Below are 17,508 nucleotides of genomic sequence, written 5' to 3' on the forward strand. Positions count from 1 at the left end.
GATTTCTAAAGCTTAATCGCTACGCCCTTTTTTTGCCTTGCGCGGTTATTCCATTTGCCGCCGACGCGACATTTCGCTAAAGTCGCCCCCCTTCTTCACGGCATGGGGAATATGTGAATGTTTATCGGTTTTGACTACGGCACCGCTAACTGCTCTGTGGCAGTCATGCGCGACGGCGCGCCGCAGATGCTGCCGCTTGAGCAGGGCTCGACGCTGCTGCCGTCTATGATTGGCGCGCCGGTGCGCGAGGCGATAAGCGAATGGCTGTATCGCCATCAGAATGTCGAGGCGAGCGGCGCGGAAACGCAGGCGCTGTTGCGCCGGGCGGTGAGCTATAACCGCGAAGAGAGTATCGACGTCACGCCCGGCAGCGTACAGTTCGGGCTCAGCGCGCTGCGCCAGTATATGGACGACCCGGAAGAGGTCTGGTTCGTGAAGTCGCCGAAGTCGTTTCTCGGCGCCAGCGGGCTGAAGCCGCAGCAGGTCGCGCTGTTTGAAGATCTGGTCTGCGCGATGATGGTGCATATTCGTCAGACGGCGCAGCAGCAGGTCAACGCGGAGATAGACCAGGCGGTCATTGGCCGTCCGATCAACTTCCAGGGGCTCGGCGGCGATGAGGCCAACCGTCAGGCGCAGGGGATCCTCGAGCGCGCGGCGCACCGCGCCGGTTTTCGCGACGTGGTGTTCCAGTATGAGCCAGTCGCGGCCGGTCTCGACTTTGAAGCGACGCTTCGCGAAGAACAGCGCGTGCTGGTGGTGGATATCGGCGGCGGCACCACCGACTGTTCGCTGCTGCTGATGGGCCCGCAGTGGCGCGCCCGTCGCGACCGCGATCAAAGCCTTCTCGGCCACAGCGGCTGTCGTGTGGGCGGTAACGATCTGGATATCGCGCTGGCGTTTAAACAGCTGATGCCCCTGCTCGGCATGGGCGGCGAAACCGAAAAAGGCACCGCGCTGCCGGTGCTGCCGTGGTGGAACGCCTGCGCGATTAACGACGTGCCGGCGCAGAGCGATTTCTACAGCGCCGCCTGCGGACGCCTGCTGGCGGATTTAGCGCGCGACGCCCGCGAGCCGCAAAAAGTAGCGCTGCTGCAAAAAGTGTGGCGGCAGCGCCTGAGCTACCGTCTGGTGCGCGCGGCGGAAGAGAGCAAAATCGCGCTTTCGCAGGCGCCGCTCTGCCAGACCGCGCTGCCGTTTATCGAGGCGCAACTGAGCCAGACGATCACGCAGCAGGCGCTCGCGCTGGCGCTTAACCCGCCGCTACAGCGTATTCTTGAGCAGGTGACGCTGGCGCTTGAGGCAAGCAACGAACGCCCCGATGTCATTTACCTCACCGGCGGCAGCGCGCGTTCACCGCTCATCCGCGAGGCGCTGCAAACGCAACTGCCGGGCATTCCGGTGCAGGGCGGCGACGATTTCGGCTCCGTCACCGCCGGTCTTGCACGCTGGGCGCAGGTGGTGTTTCAGTAACCGGCGCAGTCAGACCGGGATCACTTTGCTGCCTTCGGGCAGCTCTATCAGCAAAGAGAGCTTGCCGCCCAGCGCTTCGACATAGCGCTTGAGCGTCAGCAGTTTGATCTCCTTGCCGCGCTGCTCAATGGCGGCGATAGCGGGCTGTGTTACGCCCATTATCTCCGCCAGCTGCTGCTGCGAAAACGCCCGCGCTTCGCGAATGCGCGGCAGGCCGTGTTCCAGCGCGATTTCGTCAGCCATGCGTAATACTTCGGCGTACTCTTCTGCGGAATAGCCTGCCAGCACGTCATCCAGTGTTTTCATCTCTCACTCCTTAACGCCAGCAGGTGCCTGTAAAAACGCGCTTCCGCCAGCCTGATATAAATCGAATAAAAACGTTTATTCCCGGTTTTATCGCCGCCGCACAGTAAAATTGCGCGGCGACAGGGATCAAAGGCGAACAAGATGCGCCACGGCTTTCCCTGACACTGGGCGCGCAGCTCCTTGAGTTGACCATAGCGCGACGTTTTTAACGTATCGACCAGCGGGCGCCCAAGTGCAGGCCCGAGCTGACTTAAATGCATCAGATACGCTGAAAGCCGTTTTTGCACCGCACGGTCTTGCTTCTCATACCATGTGGCGAATTCCGGACACATGATCACCGTCCATGTCATACCCATCCCTCATAAACTATAGTTTATATCCACCGATAAAACCATACTTTAAAAGCGGTTTTATGAGCCCGCCAGAGAGGGATACAAGCGCTGCGAGGCGTCTCGTAAAACATGCGCGATTCAGACACTTCTAAACGGTGTTTCATATTTCCTCCATCTTTCCGCGGTGAAGGCTTACTAAACTTGTATCATTACGCCTAATCGTTTCAGGAAAAGAAGACGTACTGCTTATGAAAAGCACGGTTAAAAAGCGCGGGTGGGTCATCGCCGGTATTGTTGTCGTGGTGGTTGCCGCTCTCCTCTACTGGCGTAACGCCGCAACGAATGCTCCTTCTGGCAAAGCGCAGCACGCAGGCGGCCGCGCCGCGATGCGCATGGGCGGCGCCCCTGCCCCGGTGCAGGCCGCCACGGCGCGCAGCGAGGCGGTGCCGCGCTATCTCACAGGACTTGGGACTATCACCGCCGCGAATACCGTGACGGTGCGCAGCCGCGTGGACGGTCAGCTGATGGCGATTCACTTTAAAGAAGGCCAGCAGGTGAAAGCGGGCGATCTGCTGGCGGAAATCGATCCGAGCCAGTTCAAAGTCGCACTCGCGCAGGCGCAAGGGCAGCTTGCCAAAGATCGCGCCACGCTCGCCAACGCCCGGCGCGATCTGGCGCGCTATCAGCAGCTCGGCAAAACGAACCTGGTTTCACGCCAGGAGCTTGACGCCCAGCAGGCGCTGGTCAGTGAAAGCGAAGGCACGCTGAAAGCCGACGAAGCCGCCGTCGCCAGCGCGCAGTTGCAGCTCGACTGGAGCCGCATCACCGCGCCGATTGACGGGCGCGTCGGCTTAAAACAGGTGGATATCGGCAACCAGATTTCGAGCGGCGACACCACCGGCATTGTGGTGCTGACCCAGACGCACCCTATCGATCTTCTCTTTACCCTGCCGGAGAGCGATATCGCCGCGGTAATGCAGGCGCAAAAGGCGGGGAAAACCCTGACGGTGGAAGCCTGGGATCGCACCAACAGTACGAAGCTCAGCACCGGTGAACTTCTAAGCCTTGATAACCAGATAGACGCCACGACAGGCACCATCAAGCTCAAGGCGCGCTTCGCCAATGAGGATGACGCGCTGTTCCCGAACCAGTTCGTTAACGCCCGCATGCTCATCGATACCCAGCAGAACGCGGTCGTTATCCCGACCGCCGCGTTGCAGATGGGCAACGAGGGCCACTTTGTGTGGGTGCTGAACGACGACAATAAAGTGAGCAAACACACCGTCACGACTGGTATTCAGAACAGCGAAACCGTGGTGATCACCGCGGGTCTTTCCGCAGGCGATCGCGTGGTGACGGACGGCATCGACCGCCTGACCGAAGGCGCGAAGGTGGATGTAGTGGAAGCGCAAACGGCCACGGATAACGCGAAGCCTGAACGCGGCGAGCGCAGCCCGACCGACAGCGCCCGCGCGACCAAAGGAGCGCGTTCCTGATGCAGGTGTTACCTCCGAGCGCCACCGGCGGGCCGTCCCGCCTGTTTATTCTGCGCCCCGTCGCCACCACGTTGCTGATGGTGGCTATCCTGCTTGCAGGCATCATCGGCTATCGGTTTCTGCCGGTTTCCGCCCTGCCGGAAGTAGACTACCCGACGATTCAGGTGGTGACGCTCTACCCTGGCGCCAGCCCGGATGTGGTGACGTCTGCTATCACCGCGCCGCTTGAGCGCCAGTTCGGCCAGATGTCGGGCTTAAAGCAGATGGCCTCGCAAAGCGCGGGCGGCGCGTCGGTGGTGACGTTACAGTTCCAGCTCACGCTGCCGCTGGATGTCGCCGAGCAGGAGGTGCAGGCCGCCATTAACGCCGCCACCAACCTGCTGCCGGACGATCTCCCTAACCCGCCGGTCTACAGCAAAGTGAACCCGGCGGACCCGCCAATCATGACGCTTGCGGTCACGTCATCGGCGCTGCCGATGACCCAGGTGGAAGATATGGTGGAAACCCGCGTCGCGCAGCGTATCTCGCAGGTGACCGGCGTGGGCCTCGTGACGCTCTCCGGCGGCCAGCGTCCGGCGGTGCGGGTGAAACTGAATGCGCAGGCGCTGGCGTCGCTGGGCATTGACAGCGAAACCGTGCGTACCGCCATCACCAGCGCGAACGTCAACTCGGCTAAGGGCAGTTTCGACGGGCCGGAGCGCGCGGTGACGCTCTCCGCCAACGATCAGATGAAATCCGCCGACGAGTACCGCAACCTGGTCATCGCCTATAAAAACGGCGCGCCGGTGCGGCTTGGCGACGTGGCGACGGTCGAACAAGGCGCGGAGAACGCCTGGCTTGGCGCGTGGGCCAATAAACAGCCCGCGATTGTGATGAACGTCCAGCGCCAGCCGGGCGCCAACATCATCACCACCGCCGAAACCATTCAGAAACTGCTGCCGCAGCTCACGGAAAGCCTGCCGAAATCGGTGCAGGTGAAAGTGCTGACCGACCGCACCACCAATATCAGCGCCTCGGTCAACGACACGCAGTTTGAACTGATGCTGGCGATAGCGCTGGTGGTGATGATTATCTACCTGTTCCTGCGCAATATTCCGGCGACCATTATCCCGGCGGTGGCGGTGCCGCTGTCGCTGGTGGGCACCTTCGCGCTTATGGTGTTTCTCGATTTCTCCATCAATAACCTGACGCTGATGGCGCTGACCATCGCCACCGGGTTTGTGGTGGATGACGCCATCGTGGTGATTGAAAACATCTCGCGCTATATCGAAAAAGGCGAAAAGCCGCTGGCCGCCGCGCTCAAGGGCGCAGGCGAAATCGGCTTTACCATTATCTCGCTGACGTTCTCGCTGATAGCCGTACTGATCCCGCTGCTGTTTATGGGCGATATCGTGGGCCGTCTGTTCCGCGAATTCGCGGTGACGCTGGCGGTAGCGATTTTGATCTCCGCTGTCGTCTCGCTGACGCTGACGCCGATGATGTGCGCGCGCATGTTAAGCCATGAATCGCTGCGCAAGCAGAACCGCTTCTCGCGCGCCTCGGAGCGCGTCATTAACCGTGTCATTGCCCGCTACGGCCAGTTGCTTAAGCGCGTGCTGAACCACCCGTGGCTGACGCTCGGCGTCGCGCTTGGTACGCTGGCGCTGACGGTGCTGCTGTGGATTGTCATCCCTAAAGGCTTTTTCCCGGTGCAGGACAACGGCATCATCCAGGGCACGTTACAGGCGCCGCAGTCGGTGTCGTTCGCCAGCATGGCCGAGCGCCAGCGCGCGGTGGCGGATATTATCCTGAAAGATCCGGCCGTGGAGAGCCTCACCTCGTTTGTCGGCGTCGACGGCACTAACCCGTCGCTGAACAGCGCGCGGCTGCAAATCAACTTAAAGCCGCTCGATGACCGTGACGACCGCGTGCAGACGGTGATTGCGCGCCTCCAGCAGGCCGCGAGCCGCGTGCCGGGCGCCACGCTCTACCTGCAACCGATACAGGATCTCACCATCGACACCCAGGTGAGCCGCACGCAGTACCAGTTCACGCTCCAGGCCAATTCGCTGGAGGCGCTCAGCACCTGGGTGCCGAAGCTGGTGGCGCGCCTGCAAACGCTGCCGCAGCTGGCGGATGTCAGCAGCGACTGGCAGGACAAGGGCCTCGTCGCTTATGTGAATGTGGATCGCGCCAGCGCCAGCCGTCTTGGCATCAGCATGAGCGATGTCGATAACGCGCTCTATAACGCCTTCGGCCAGCGGCTTATCTCCACCATTTACACCCAGGCCAACCAGTACCGCGTGGTGCTGGAGCATAACACCGCCGCCACGCCGGGCCTGGCGGCGCTTGACGGCATCCGACTGACCAGCACTGACGGCGGCGCGGTGCCGCTCAGCGCCATTGCGAAAGTTGAGCAGCGCTTCGGACCGCTCACGATTAACCATCTCGATCAGTTCCCGTCGACGACCATCTCGTTTAACGTGCCGGACGACTATTCGCTTGGCGACGCGGTAGAGGCCATCACCCAGGCGGAGGCCGATCTGGCGTTCCCGGCCGAGATAACCACCCAGTTCCAGGGCAGCACCCTCGCCTTCCAGGCGGCGCTCGGCAGCACGCTCTGGCTGATTCTGGCGTCGGTGGTGGCGATGTATATCGTGCTCGGCGTGCTGTATGAGAGCTTCATCCACCCGATTACTATTCTCTCGACGCTGCCCACCGCGGGCGTCGGCGCGCTGCTGGCGCTGCTTATCGCCGGTGCCGAGCTGGACGTTATCGCCATCATCGGCATTATTCTGCTGATAGGCATCGTCAAGAAAAACGCCATCATGATGATCGACTTCGCGCTGGCCGCCGAGCGCGAACAGGGCATGACGCCGCGCGAGGCTATTTACCAGGCGTGTCTGCTGCGTTTCCGGCCCATACTGATGACCACGCTCGCCGCGCTCCTCGGCGCGCTGCCGCTGATGCTCAGCACCGGCGTCGGCGCGGAGCTGCGCCGTCCGCTCGGCATCGGCATGGTCGGCGGCCTGCTGGTAAGCCAGGTGCTGACGCTCTTTACCACGCCGGTGATTTATCTGCTGTTCGACCGCCTCGGCCACGCCGTGCGCCGCCGCCTGCCCGTGCGTGAAGAGGAGGCGTAAGTGAAGTTTTACGCGCTCTTTATCTACCGTCCGGTGGCGACGATCCTGCTCTCCATCGCCGTGACGCTCTGCGGCGTGCTGGGCTTCCGGCTGCTGCCGGTGGCCCCGCTGCCGCAGGTCGATTTCCCGGTCATTATGGTCAGCGCATCGCTGCCGGGCGCGTCGCCGGAGACAATGGCCTCGTCGGTCGCGACACCGCTTGAACGCTCGCTCGGGCGCATTGCTGGCGTCAACGAAATGACCTCCACCAGCTCGCTTGGCAGCACGCGCATTATTCTGGAGTTTAATTTCGATCGCGATATCAACGGCGCGGCGCGCGACGTGCAGGCGGCGATCAACGCCGCGCAAAGCCTGTTGCCGAGCGGAATGCCTTCGCGCCCGACGTACCGCAAAGCGAACCCGTCTGACGCGCCGATCATGATCCTCACGCTCACCTCGGACACCTTCTCCCAGGGCGAGCTTTATGATTACGCCTCGACGCAGCTCGCCCAGACCATCGCCCAGATTGACGGCGTGGGGGATGTCGACGTGGGCGGCAGCTCGCTGCCCGCCGTCAGGGTGGCGCTCAATCCGCAGGCGCTCTTTAACCAGGGCGTCTCGCTGGATACGGTGCGCAGCGCCATCAGCAACGCCAACGTGCGCCGTCCGCAGGGCGCGATAGAAGACGACGAGCGCCGCTGGCAGTTGCAGACCAATGATGAACTCAAAACCGCCGCGGAATATGAGCCGCTGATCGTTCACTACAATAACGGCGCGGCGGTGCATCTGCGCGACGTGGCGACGGTGACCGATTCGGTGCAGGACGTGCGCAACGCGGGCATGACCAACGCCAGACCGGCCATTTTGCTGATGATCCGCAAACTCCCGGAAGCCAATATCATCGAGACGGTAGACCGCATCCGCGCCGCGCTGCCGGAGCTGCGCGACACCATCCCCGCCGCCATCGATATGCAAATCGCGCAGGATCGCTCGCCGACCATTCGCGCGTCGCTGGCCGAAGTGGAACAGTCGCTGGCGATTTCGGTCGGCCTGGTGATTCTGGTGGTGTTCCTGTTTCTGCGCTCCGGGCGCGCGACGCTGATTCCTGCCGTCGCGGTGCCGGTATCGCTTATCGGCACCTTCGCCGCCATGTATCTGTGCGGTTTCAGCCTCAATAACCTCTCGTTGATGGCGCTGACTATCGCCACCGGTTTTGTGGTGGATGACGCCATCGTGGTGCTGGAAAATATCTCGCGCCACCTTGAAGCGGGCGTCAAACCGCTCCAGGCGGCGCTTCAGGGCGTGCGTGAGGTGGGCTTTACGGTGCTCTCCATGAGCCTGTCGCTGGTGGCGGTCTTTCTGCCGCTGCTGCTGATGGGCGGGCTGCCGGGGCGGCTGTTCCGGGAGTTTGCCGTCACGCTCTCGGTCGCCATCGGGATTTCGCTGGTGGTGTCGCTGACGCTCACCCCGATGATGTGCGGCTGGCTGCTGAAGGCCAAACCGCGTGAAGAGACCCGCAGTCGCGTCGGCGTCAATCGCCTGTTGCTTGCGCTGCAGGGCGGATACGCCCGCTCGCTCGGCTGGGTGCTGAACCACGCCCGGCTGGTCGGGCTGGTGCTGCTCGCCACCATCGCGCTGAATATCTGGCTCTATGTTTCCATTCCCAAAACCTTTTTCCCGGAGCAGGACACCGGGCGGCTGATGGGCGGCATTCAGGCCGACCAGAGTATCTCGTTCCAGGCGATGCGCGGCAAATTACAGGATTTCATGAAAATCATCCGCGAAGATCCGGCGGTGGATAACGTCACCGGCTTTACCGGCGGCTCGCGGGTGAACAGCGGCATGATGTTTATCTCGCTCAAACCGCTCGGCGAGCGTACCGAAAGCGCCCAGCAGGTGATTGACCGGCTGCGTAAAAAGCTCGCGCGCGAGCCGGGCGCGAGCCTCTTTTTAATGGCGGTGCAGGATATCCGCGTCGGCGGGCGGCAGTCGAACGCCAGTTATCAGTACACGCTGCTGTCAGACGATCTGGCGGCGCTGCGCGAATGGGAGCCGAAAATCCGCCAGGCGCTCGCTAAACTGCCGCAGCTTGCGGATGTGAACTCCGATCAGCAGGACAACGGCGCGGAGATGAGCCTGGTGTATGACCGCGAATCGATGGCGCGGCTTGGCATCAGCGTGCAGGACGCCAACAGCCTGCTGAATAACGCCTTCGGCCAGCGCCAGATTTCGACCATCTATCAGCCGCTTAACCAGTACAAAGTGGTGATGGAAGTTGACCCGCGTTACACCCAGGATATCAGCGCGCTCGATCAGATGTTCGTGATGAACAGCGAAGGCAAGCCGATCCCGCTCTCGTGGTTTGCGAAATGGCTGCCCGCCAACGCGCCGCTGTCGGTTAACCATCAGGGGCTGTCGGCGGCGTCGACCATCGCGTTTAACCTGCCGACCGGCGTGTCGCTCTCGGAAGCCAGCGACGCCATCACCCGCACCATGACCTCGCTTGGCGTGCCGTCGTCGGTGCGCGGCAGCTTCGCCGGTACGGCGCAGGTTTTCCAGGAGACGATGAATTCGCAGGTGATCTTAATCCTCGCGGCCATCGCTACGGTCTATATCGTGCTCGGGATGCTGTATGAGAGTTATGTGCATCCGCTTACTATTCTCTCCACGCTGCCGTCGGCGGGCGTCGGCGCGCTGCTGGCGCTGGAGGCGTTCGATGCCCCGTTTAGCCTTATCGCGCTTATCGGTATTATGCTATTGATTGGTATCGTGAAGAAGAACGCGATAATGATGGTGGACTTCGCGCTGGAAGCCCAGCGCAACGGCCAGCTCAGCGCCCGCGACGCCATTTTCCAGGCCTGCCTGCTGCGTTTTCGCCCGATCATGATGACGACGCTGGCGGCGCTGTTCGGCGCGCTGCCGCTGATGATTGCAAGCGGCGACGGCGCGGAGCTGCGCCAGCCGCTCGGCATTACGATTGTCGGCGGGCTGGTGATGAGCCAGTTGCTGACGCTCTATACCACGCCGGTGGTCTATCTCTTCTTCGACCGACTGCGCCTGCGTTTTTCGCGCCGGGCGAAACCTGAGGACACCCTGACCGCGAGCGAATAATTTATGACCGACCTGCCCCAGAACGTACGCTGGCAATTGTGGATCGTCGCATTCGGCTTTTTTATGCAGGCGCTGGATACCACTATCGTCAATACCGCCCTCCCCTCGATGGCCTCGAGCCTCGGGGAGAGCCCGCTGCGGATGCACATGGTCATCGTCTCGTATGTGCTGACGGTGGCGGTGATGCTGCCCGCGAGCGGCTGGCTGGCGGACCGCGTCGGGGTGCGCAATATCTTCTTCACCGCCATTGTGCTGTTCACGCTCGGCTCGCTGTTTTGCGCGCAGTCGTCGACGCTCAATGAGCTGGTGGCGGCGCGCGTGTTGCAGGGCATCGGCGGCGCGATGATGGTGCCGGTCGGCAGGCTGACGGTGATGAAAATCGTCCCGCGCGATCAGTACATGGCGGCGATGACGTTTGTGACGCTCCCCGGCCAGGTGGGGCCGCTGCTCGGCCCGGCGCTCGGCGGGCTGCTGGTGGAGTACGCCTCCTGGCACTGGATCTTTTTCATCAACCTGCCGGTAGGCATTGCCGGTGCCGCCGCGACGCTCTGGCTGATGCCGAACTACACCATGCAGACGCGGCGTTTCGATTTCTCGGGCTTTCTGCTGCTCGCCTTCGGCATGGCGGCGCTGACGATTGCGCTCGACGGCTACCGCAGCACTGGTCTTTCCCCTGCCGGGCTTGGCGCGCTGGTGGCGGGCGGCAGCGCGGCCACGCTGTTCTACCTCTTGCACGCGCGCGGCAACGAGCGGGCGCTGTTCAGCCTGCGGCTTTTCCATACCCGCACCTTTTCATTGGGGCTGTTCGGCAGCTTATGCGGGCGCATCGGCAGCGGGATGCTGCCGTTTATGACGCCGGTCTTTTTACAGATTGGCCTCGGCTTCTCCCCTTTTCACGCCGGGCTGATGATGATGCCGATGGTGCTTGGCAGCATGGGGATCAAACGCATTGTGGTACAGGTGGTGAACCGCTTTGGCTACCGCCGTGTGCTGGTGGCCTCTACGCTTTCGCTCGCGCTTGTGACCCTGCTGTTTATGGGCGTGGCGCTGGCGGGCTGGTACTGGCTGCTGCCGGTGGTCATGCTCTTTCAGGGGATGGTGAACTCGGTGCGTTTCTCGACGATGAACACGCTGACGCTGCGCGATCTGCCCGATGAGATGGCGAGTAGCGGCAACAGCCTGCTGTCGATGGTGATGCAGCTCTCCATGAGCCTTGGGGTCAGCATCGCGGGCCTGCTGCTTGGCGCGTTTGGCCATAATCAGCTCGCCGCCGACAGCGGCGACGCCCACGGCATCTTTTTCTGGACCTATTTGTGCATGGCGCTAATCATCGCCCTGCCAGCGCTGGTCTTCGCCCGCGTCCCTGACGATATCAGTAAAAACGCCGTCATCGCGCGGCGCAAAAGGAGTGCTTCATGAGGTTCTGGCGGCCCGGCATTACGGGCAAGCTGTTTTTAGCCATTTTCGCCACCTGTATTCTGCTGTTAATAACGATGCACTGGGCGGTGCGCTTTAGCTTTGAGCGCGGTTTTATCGACTATATCAAGCATGGCAACGAACAGCGGCTGGCGCTGTTAAGCGACGCGCTGAGCGATCAGTACCAGCAGCACGGCGACTGGGGGTTCCTGCGCCATAACGATCGCGTGGTGTTCCAGATTTTGCGCTCGTTCGAGCGGGAGAACGCCCACGACGGCCCGCCGCCGCCCGACAGAGGGCCGCCGCCCCACATGCCGCCGCACGGCTGGCGCACGCAGTTCTGGGTGGTGGACGCCGAACAGAATGTGCTGGTCGGCCCGCGATCGCCGGTGCCGCAGGATGGGGCGCGGCGCGCGATCATCGCCGACGGCAAACGCGTCGGCTGGGTGATCGCCTCGCCGGTGGAGCGGCTGACGCGCAGCACCGACATTAACTTTGATAAACAGCAGCGGCGCACCAGCTGGCTTATCGTCGCGCTCTCGACGCTACTGGCGGCAGCGGCCACGTTGCTGCTCGCGCGCGGGCTGCTTGCCCCGGTAAAACGGCTGGTGGAAGGCACTCATCGTCTGGCGGCGGGCGATTTTACTACCCGCGTCGTCGCCACCGGGCAGGATGAGCTGGGCCGACTGGCGCAGGATTTCAACCAGCTCGCCAGCACGCTTGAGAAAAACCAGCAGATGCGCCAGGCGTTTATGGCGGATATATCCCATGAGTTGCGCACGCCGCTGGCGGTGCTGCGCGGCGAGCTGGAGGCGATTCAGGACGGCGTGCGCCAGTTTACGCCGGAATCGGTCGCCTCGTTGCAGGCGGAAGTGGGCACGCTGACCAAACTGGTGGACGACCTGCACCAGCTGTCGCTCTCTGACGAAGGCGCGCTCGCCTACCAGAAAAAACCGCTGGAGATCGTGGCGTTGATTGAAGTGGCCGCGGGCGCGTTCCGCGAGCGCTTTGCCGCGCGCGGGCTGACGCTGAATCTGTCGATGCCGGAAAACGTGACGCTCTTCGGCGACCGCGACCGTCTGATGCAGCTTTTTAATAATCTGCTGGAAAACAGCCTGCGCTACACCGACGCGGGCGGCGGGCTGCTGATTCAGGGCGAGCGTCAGGCGCAGCGTTTCGTGCTGCGGTTTAGCGACAGCGCGCCGGGCGTAAGCGATGAACAGCTCGCGAAACTGTTTGAGCGCTTCTACCGCGCGGAAGGCTCTCGCAACCGCGCCAGCGGCGGCTCGGGCCTCGGCCTTGCCATCTGCGCCAATATCGTGGCGGCGCATGGCGGGACGATTAATGCCGATCATTCACCCTCAGGCGGTGTTAGCATTACCGTATCCTTACCGCTTGATGCCGTACTTCCGGGAGACGTATGACAGAGTTACCGATTAACGACAAAACCCCGCGCATTCTGGTTGTCGAGGATGAACCTAAACTCGGCGCGCTGCTGGTGGATTACCTGCGGGCGGCCAGTTACGCGCCCACGCTGATTAACCACGGCGATCAGGTGCTGCCCTATGTGCGCCAGACGCCGCCGGATTTGATTCTGCTGGATCTGATGCTGCCCGGCACCGACGGGCTGACGCTGTGCCGGGAAATCCGCCGCTTCTCGGAAGTGCCGATTGTAATGGTGACCGCCAGAATCGAAGAGATCGACCGCCTGCTGGGTCTTGAGATCGGCGCCGATGATTATATCTGCAAGCCATTTAGCCCGCGCGAGGTGGTGGCGCGCGTGAAAACCATTTTGCGCCGCTGCAAACCGCAGCGCGATCTGCAGGCGCAGGATGCCCAAAGCCCGCTGGTTATCGACGAAGGACGTTTCCAGGCGAGCTGGCGGCAGAAACCGCTCGACCTGACGCCAGCCGAATTTCGGCTGCTGAAGACGTTGTCCGGCGAGCCGGGCAAGGTGTTTTCGCGCGAGCAGTTGCTGAATCATCTGTATGACGACTACCGCGTGGTAACCGATCGCACGATCGACAGCCATATTAAAAACCTGCGCCGCAAGCTGGAAGCGCTGGACGACGAGCAGCCGTTTATCCGCGCCGTGTACGGCGTGGGCTACCGCTGGGAGGCGGACGCCGGCCGGGTGGTGTAGAGATTACCGCTGGCAGGTGCGCTGCGCATGACCGGTTTTTCGTAGGGCGGGTAAGCGTAGCGCACCCGCCGTCACGCCTTACGTGTCCGGGTTTTCGCAGAGTGGGTAAGCGCAGCGCACCCGCCTCACGTCCATAAGCCCCCATAACGGTTTGCACGCTCGGGCGGCGGGCGCTACAATTCCCGCCCTTAACGTGGGGGTAAACGCGCTCCCGACCGCTTCACCGCTGAAGCGGGTCTGACCTGTCATCAGAACGAGTTCATCATGTTTAAACCAGAATTACTGTCGCCTGCGGGAACGCTGAAAAATATGCGTTACGCCTTCGCCTATGGCGCCGACGCCGTTTACGCCGGCCAGCCGCGCTACTCGCTACGCGTGCGCAACAACGAATTCAACCACGAGAATTTGCAGCTCGGCATTAATGAAGCCCATGCGCTGGGCAAAAAATTCTACGTCGTGGTTAACATCGCGCCGCACAACGCCAAGCTGAAAACCTTCATTCGCGATCTCAAACCTGTTGTGGATATGGGGCCGGATGCGCTGATTATGTCCGATCCGGGGCTTATCATGCTGGTGCGCGAGCACTTCCCGCAGATGGATATCCACCTTTCGGTGCAGGCCAACGCGGTGAACTGGGCGACGGTAAAATTCTGGCAGCAGATGGGGCTGACGCGCGTCATTCTCTCCCGCGAACTGTCGCTGGAAGAGATTGCGGAAATCCGCGAGCAGGTGCCGGAAATGGAGCTTGAGATCTTCGTTCACGGCGCGCTCTGCATGGCCTACTCCGGCCGCTGCCTGCTTTCCGGCTACATCAATAAACGCGATCCGAACCAGGGCACCTGCACCAACGCCTGCCGCTGGGAATATAACGTTCAGGAAGGCAAAGAGGACAGCATCGGCAATATCGTGCATATCCACGAGCCGATCCCGGTGCAGAATGTCGAGCCGACGCTCGGCATCGGCGCGCCGACCGACAAAGTCTTTATGATTGAAGAGGCGCAGCGCCCCGGCGAATACATGACCGCGTTTGAAGATGAACACGGCACCTACATCATGAACTCCAAAGATCTGCGCGCCATTCAGCACGTCGAGCGCCTCACGAAGATGGGCGTTCATTCGCTGAAAATCGAAGGCCGCACCAAATCGTTTTACTATTGCGCCCGTACCGCCCAGGTCTATCGCCGCGCGATTGACGACGCCGCCGCCGGCAAGCCGTTCGACCCGAGCCTGCTGGAGACGCTCGAAGGGCTGGCGCACCGCGGTTATACCGAAGGTTTTCTGCGCCGTCACACCCACGATGACTATCAGAACTATGACTATGGCTACTCGGTATCGGACCGCCAGCAGTTTGTCGGCGAGTTTACCGGCGAGCGCCACGGCGCGCTGGCCGCGGTGGCGGTGAAAAACAAATTTTCCATCGGCGACAGCCTGGAGCTGATGACCCCGCAGGGCAACGTCAGCTTTACGCTTGAGCATATGGAAAACGCGAAAGGTGAGAAAATGGACGTGGCGCCGGGAGACGGATATACCATCTGGATGCCGGTTCCTGAGGATTTAGCACTGGAATATGCGCTGTTAATGCGTAATTTCTCTGGCCAGACCACCAGAAATCCACACGGTAAATAATTTATAAGGGTTATTCTTAACGCGCGAATGTTTCTTCGAATGGGATCACAAACCGTTATCTTTAAAGCGGTTATTATCCCCGGCGCTGAAAAACATAATCCATAAATGCCCGTTGTACCAGGAACCACCTCCTTCAGCCTGCGTAATCTCCCTTACGCAGGCTTATTTTTTTGTCCTTTCAGCCAGTTCTTAAGCGACTCGCCAGACTCTGCGATAAACTCTGTGAATCGGTATTCACTGGAGTGCATTCATGTCCCTTTCCCCTGCTTCGTTTCTGATTTTAAATGGTAAAAGCGCTGACAATGAGATTCTGCGCGGCAGCGTCAAGCTGCTGCGCGATCAGGGCCACCCGATAGAGGTGCGTGTGACCTGGGAAAAGGGCGATGCGGCGCGCTATGTCAGTGAGGCGGCGGATCGGGGCGCGGAAACGGTGATCGCCGCAGGCGGCGACGGCACCATTAATGAAGTGGCGGCGGCGCTGGCGGGTGTCACGCAGGAAAAACGTCCGGCGCTCGGCCTGCTGCCGCTCGGCACCGCGAACGATTTCGCGACCAGCGCGGCCGTGCCGGACGATATTGAACTGGCGCTGAAACTGGCCATTGAAGGCCGCGCCGTGCCGATTGATATCGCGCACGTCAATGATAAAACCTGGTTTATCAATATGGCGACCGGCGGTTTCGGTACGCGTATCACCACCGAAACGCCGGAACGATTAAAAGCGGCGCTCGGCGGCGTCTCCTATCTGATCCACGGTCTGATGCGGATGGACGCCCTGAAAGCGGATCGCTGCGAAATTCGCGGCGAGAATTTTCACTGGCAGGGCGACGCGCTGGTAATCGGCATCGGCAACGGGCGTCAGGCGGGCGGCGGTCAGGAGCTGTGCCCGGCGGCGCTGATTAACGACGGGCTGCTGCATTTGCGGATTTTTACCGGCGAAGAGTTATTACCTGCGCTGTTTACCACGCTGACGCAGCCGGAAGAGAGCCCGAATATTATCGATGGCGCGTCGGCCTGGTTTGAGATAACCGCGCCGCATGAGATTACCTTTAACCTCGACGGCGAGCCGCTGAGCGGACAGCATTTCCGTATCGTGGTTGAGCCCGGCGCGCTGCATTGCCGCCTGCCGCCGGATTGTCCGCTGCTTAAATAAATGGATGTATGGCATCGCGGTTTGCGAGACGGCGGGTGCGCTGCGCTTACCCGCCCTACCAGAGATGCAAAGATATGAAACGTTCCAGGGTGGGTAAGCGCAGCGCATCCACCGTTGCATAACCCCGTGCCTGCGAACCGTAGGGTGGGTAAGCGCAGCGCACCCACCGTTTACCCCGCCTACAAAAAACGCGCCCGCAGGCGCGTTTTTAATGCGTAACCACAACCGCCGTCAGGCAATTGTCACGCGCTTGTCCAGGTATACGTCCTGCACCGCGTTAATCAGCTTCACGCCGTCGGCCATGGTTTTCTTAAACGCCTTGCGTCCCAGAATCAGCCCCATACCGCCTGCGCGCTTGTTAATCACCGCCGTGCGCACCGCATCGGTGAGATCCGCCTCGCCGCCGGACGCGCCGCCGGAGTTAATCAGCCCCGCGCGGCCCATATAGCAGTTGGCGAGCTGATAGCGCACCAGATCGATCGGGTTATCGCTCGTCAGCGTGCTGTACACGCGCTCGTCGGTATAGCCGAATTTCAGCGCGGTATAGCCGCCGTTATTCTCGGCCATCTTCTGCTTCACGATATCCGCGCCAATGGTGGCGGCCAGATGGTTAGCCTGGCCGGTCAAATCGGCGCTGGAGTGGTAATCCACGCCATCTTTTTTGAAATTACTGTTACGCAGATACGCCCACAGCACCGTCACCATGCCAAGCTCGTGCGCGCGCTCAAACGCGGCGGAGATCTCCTCAATCTGGCGGCGCGACTCTTCAGAGCCGAAATAGATAGTCGCCCCAACCGCCACCGCGCCCATATTGAACGCCTGCTCGACGCTCGCATACAGCGTCTGGTCATATTGCGTGGGGTAGCTGAGCGTTTCGTTGTGGTTGAGTTTCACCAGGAACGGAATGCGGTGCGCGTAGCGGCGCGAAACCGACGCCAGCACGCCATAGGTCGAGGCCACGCAGTTACAGCCCGCCTCAATCGCCAGCTCGACGATATTTTTCGGGTCGAAATACATTGGATTGGCGGCGAAGGACGCGCCCGCCGAATGCTCGACGCCCTGGTCTACCGGCAGAATAGACAGGTAGCCGGTGCCGGCGAGGCGTCCGGTGTTGTAGAGGGTCTGCATATTTCGCAGCACCGCGGGCGGACGGTTGTTATCAATCATCACGCGATCGACATAATCCGGCCCTGGCAGATAGAGCTGGTCGGAGGAAATGGTCGTACAGCGGTGCTGTAACAGGCTATCGGCATCGTTGCCGAGCAACTGCGCAATATCAGTCATCATACGCTCCCGTTATGGTCGGCAGGCGGAGGCCTGCCGGACGATAAAATTCCTTACCCATGCCTTAGCCGGG

At 61.4% G+C, this 17,508-nt stretch carries 12 protein-coding genes; 9 read left to right on the forward strand and 3 right to left on the reverse strand.

The features are described from left to right. Window positions 1-117: 117 nt before the first annotated feature. Entirely contained in the window at window positions 118-1,470 is a 1,353-nt protein-coding gene (yegD, locus tag AFK65_RS12960) for a molecular chaperone (protein ID WP_007699533.1), read from the forward strand. Between the two features lie 9 nt (window positions 1,471-1,479). On the opposite strand, the gene AFK65_RS12965 is transcribed toward yegD, so the two are convergent. Then, complete coding sequence (locus AFK65_RS12965; RefSeq protein WP_007699536.1) at window positions 1,480-1,776, reverse strand: helix-turn-helix domain-containing protein; 297 nt, start codon at window positions 1,774-1,776, stop codon at window positions 1,480-1,482. Then, window positions 1,773-2,126, reverse strand: a complete 354-nt coding sequence (locus AFK65_RS12970) for a type II toxin-antitoxin system RelE/ParE family toxin (RefSeq protein ID WP_007699539.1) — start codon at window positions 2,124-2,126, stop codon at window positions 1,773-1,775. Before AFK65_RS12970 ends, AFK65_RS12965 begins: the two co-directional genes overlap by 4 nt. A gap of 230 nt (window positions 2,127-2,356) precedes the next feature. Between AFK65_RS12970 and AFK65_RS12975 the strand changes: the two genes are divergently transcribed. From AFK65_RS12975 to yegS, 8 genes are all read left to right on the forward strand, one after another. After that, window positions 2,357-3,604 (forward strand): MdtA/MuxA family multidrug efflux RND transporter periplasmic adaptor subunit, encoded by a 1,248-nt coding sequence (locus tag AFK65_RS12975; RefSeq protein WP_038856775.1) that lies wholly within the window; start codon window positions 2,357-2,359, stop codon window positions 3,602-3,604. Beyond that, window positions 3,604-6,726: an MdtB/MuxB family multidrug efflux RND transporter permease subunit gene (locus AFK65_RS12980; RefSeq protein WP_038856774.1), complete on the forward strand. Its 3,123-nt coding sequence runs from the start codon at window positions 3,604-3,606 to the stop codon at window positions 6,724-6,726. Before AFK65_RS12975 ends, AFK65_RS12980 begins: the two co-directional genes overlap by 1 nt. Continuing rightward, window positions 6,727-9,816 carry a multidrug efflux RND transporter permease subunit MdtC gene (gene mdtC, locus AFK65_RS12985; RefSeq protein ID WP_038856773.1) on the forward strand — a complete coding sequence of 1,030 codons (3,090 nt, stop codon included), beginning with the start codon at window positions 6,727-6,729 and terminating at the stop codon, window positions 9,814-9,816. Window positions 9,817-9,819: 3 nt separating this feature from the next. Further along, window positions 9,820-11,235 carry an MFS transporter gene (mdtD, locus tag AFK65_RS12990; RefSeq protein ID WP_007699555.1) on the forward strand — a complete coding sequence of 472 codons (1,416 nt, stop codon included), beginning with the start codon at window positions 9,820-9,822 and terminating at the stop codon, window positions 11,233-11,235. Beyond that, a complete protein-coding gene (baeS, locus tag AFK65_RS12995; protein ID WP_038856772.1) occupies window positions 11,232-12,656 on the forward strand; it encodes an envelope stress sensor histidine kinase BaeS in 1,425 nt (474 codons plus the stop codon). The genes mdtD and baeS overlap by 4 nt, the downstream gene beginning before the upstream one ends. Next, the gene (gene baeR / locus AFK65_RS13000; protein WP_007776419.1) at window positions 12,653-13,375 is read left to right on the forward strand and encodes an envelope stress response regulator BaeR; all 723 of its coding nucleotides are present in this window, start codon (window positions 12,653-12,655) and stop codon (window positions 13,373-13,375) included. Before baeS ends, baeR begins: the two co-directional genes overlap by 4 nt. 264 nt (window positions 13,376-13,639) lie before the next feature. Then, a complete protein-coding gene (gene trhP / locus AFK65_RS13005; protein WP_038856770.1) occupies window positions 13,640-15,001 on the forward strand; it encodes a prephenate-dependent tRNA uridine(34) hydroxylase TrhP in 1,362 nt (453 codons plus the stop codon). 250 nt (window positions 15,002-15,251) lie between these two features. Then, a complete protein-coding gene (gene yegS / locus AFK65_RS13010) occupies window positions 15,252-16,151 on the forward strand; it encodes a lipid kinase YegS (RefSeq protein WP_038856768.1) in 900 nt (299 codons plus the stop codon). Window positions 16,152-16,382: 231 nt separating this feature from the next. Here the strand turns inward: yegS and fbaB are convergent, their stop codons facing one another. Next, entirely contained in the window at window positions 16,383-17,435 is a 1,053-nt protein-coding gene (fbaB, locus tag AFK65_RS13015) for a class I fructose-bisphosphate aldolase (protein ID WP_032804758.1), read from the reverse strand. Between the last annotated feature and the right edge of the window lie 73 nt (window positions 17,436-17,508).

Source organism: Cronobacter universalis NCTC 9529, from assembly GCF_001277175.1.
Taxonomy (GTDB): Bacteria; Pseudomonadota; Gammaproteobacteria; order Enterobacterales; family Enterobacteriaceae; genus Cronobacter; species Cronobacter universalis.